Origin of the sequence: Vibrio sp. 05-20-BW147 (assembly GCF_013369385.1) — a bacterium.
GTDB lineage: Bacteria > Pseudomonadota > Gammaproteobacteria > Enterobacterales > Vibrionaceae > Vibrio > Vibrio floridensis.
The window spans coordinates 1-1613 of the sequence record NZ_SZTO01000055.1 but is presented as its reverse complement, the minus strand read 5'-3'; the positions used below and the strand labels follow the sequence as shown (position 1 = coordinate 1613).

2 protein-coding genes and 1 pseudogene are annotated in these 1613 nt (G+C 41.1%); all 3 read right to left on the bottom strand.

Features of this window, described 5'->3' with window-relative positions:
• Positions 1 to 191: 191 nt before the first annotated feature.
• Positions 192 to 605: a hypothetical protein gene (locus tag FC652_RS19725; protein WP_047690452.1), complete on the bottom strand. Its 414-nt coding sequence runs from the start codon at positions 603 to 605 to the stop codon at positions 192 to 194.
• Complete coding sequence (locus FC652_RS19720; protein WP_103155538.1) at positions 589 to 1473, bottom strand: hypothetical protein; 885 nt, start codon at positions 1471 to 1473, stop codon at positions 589 to 591. Before FC652_RS19720 ends, FC652_RS19725 begins: the two co-directional genes overlap by 17 nt.
• Before the next feature lie 38 nt (positions 1474 to 1511).
• Positions 1512 to 1613, bottom strand: a pseudogene (locus FC652_RS19715) (DUF3265 domain-containing protein); the annotation flags it as partial.

Genomic DNA, 1613 nt, shown 5'->3' with positions numbered 1-1613 from the left:
ACTCGAAACTAACAAGCCGAGGGAACAAATAAAAACCATAAACCACTGATTTTACGTGATTAAGCATAACGCCCAATTAAGGGGTGAGCAACGCTACCACGAAACCCACCCATACCACCGTAATCACAAAACCCAACGATGAAATGAAAAATACCAAGCGTTGGGAATCCCTCTTAAATTGTTTGTTATAACTACGCTTTCTCTGTTGCCGACTCTATATGATTTACAGCTGACCCGATAATAAAGTGACAAATGGTAGCCAAAGTAAACAGTACTATCTGAGTTTTACCTAGTACCTCGTTTGGAATAACTAACATCAGAATATTAATCACCACATTGACCACTAAACCAAAAGCAATCAATACCGTTAGATAAAAGTTCACCGCTGAAGTTTTCTTTGGCTTGTTCGTTTTAGCGAGAGCCGTAGCTAGCTTAACAATTAACTGTCCATATACTATGGTTGCAGCTATGCCCCAATCGGGAAGCATATAAAAAGAGCCACTCACCCCTTGGGCACTTCTTACAATCAGTATTATGACGAAAGGCAGTATTACGAAAATGTAGTCAGCAATTAAAGCAAGAATATTACTATTTGCTGTCTTCACGAGACTTCTCCGCTTCTTCAATACGAATTTGCAGCTCTTTTCCTTTTACAACACGTTCTACATGCAAGATACGATGCTGTTTATGAGTATATGTCTTTGAGCCTTTCAACCTCACTGCCTGATAGCAGACATAAGCAATTAGTGCATCTCCTGGGTCTAAGTGCCCAAGGTCACAGCTTTGATAACGACCTAGCCATTCCTTATGCTCTATGGGGGCTGAGAATGAGACATTTCTCTCTACACTCTTAAAGTCCCATTGAGAGTCACCTAAGAATACTGGCTTTTTTACCAGTAAGGTTTCGATTTTTTTAACCTCTGTGCTGTCAGCAACAAATAAATCGTCGACCTCTTTATCGAATCTGACTCTCGTATTTAGGTACGTGACGTTGTTAACCTGAGGTGTACGAATGTCGATAGTTTCACCGTCAGCAAGTAGTTCAGAAGCCTTACAAAGGCTTTTGAGATCTTTGGCATATTGATAACGGTCAATATTAACCTGATTGGGGAACTCTACAGCTCCATGCGCAAGGAGTTCGTCCTCGACACCTTTCACGGCGCTATCGATAACGTCTTCGTTTTCGATACTATCTAAATCAACCATTGAATTAGCGATGTATAGAGGTATTGAAGTCAACGCATTAGCTACTTTTTGCAAGCCAGAAGTACACTTGATTATGCTTTTAAGAGAACCAATTTGAACGCCCGAAAGCTCATAAGTGAAATTAAGGTCAGCATCTACTGATTTGCCGACAGTAAACGTCAAGTTCTCAAAAGCAGTCACGTAAGCTGCCATCGCCAGAAACACTCGATCAGGCTTGCCTGTAGAAGGCTTATAATCAAGCCGAATTTCAAATGAACTTTCGTACAATCTAGTTCTCCTAATGATGTACTAAAAAAGTAGTTATAACGCCGCGTTAAGGGGTGAATGCCGCATAAACCAACTTTCCGCAGACCACTTTCACCACCAAAACTCACTGCAAACCAAAAATGCCACGCGGCATGAATCCC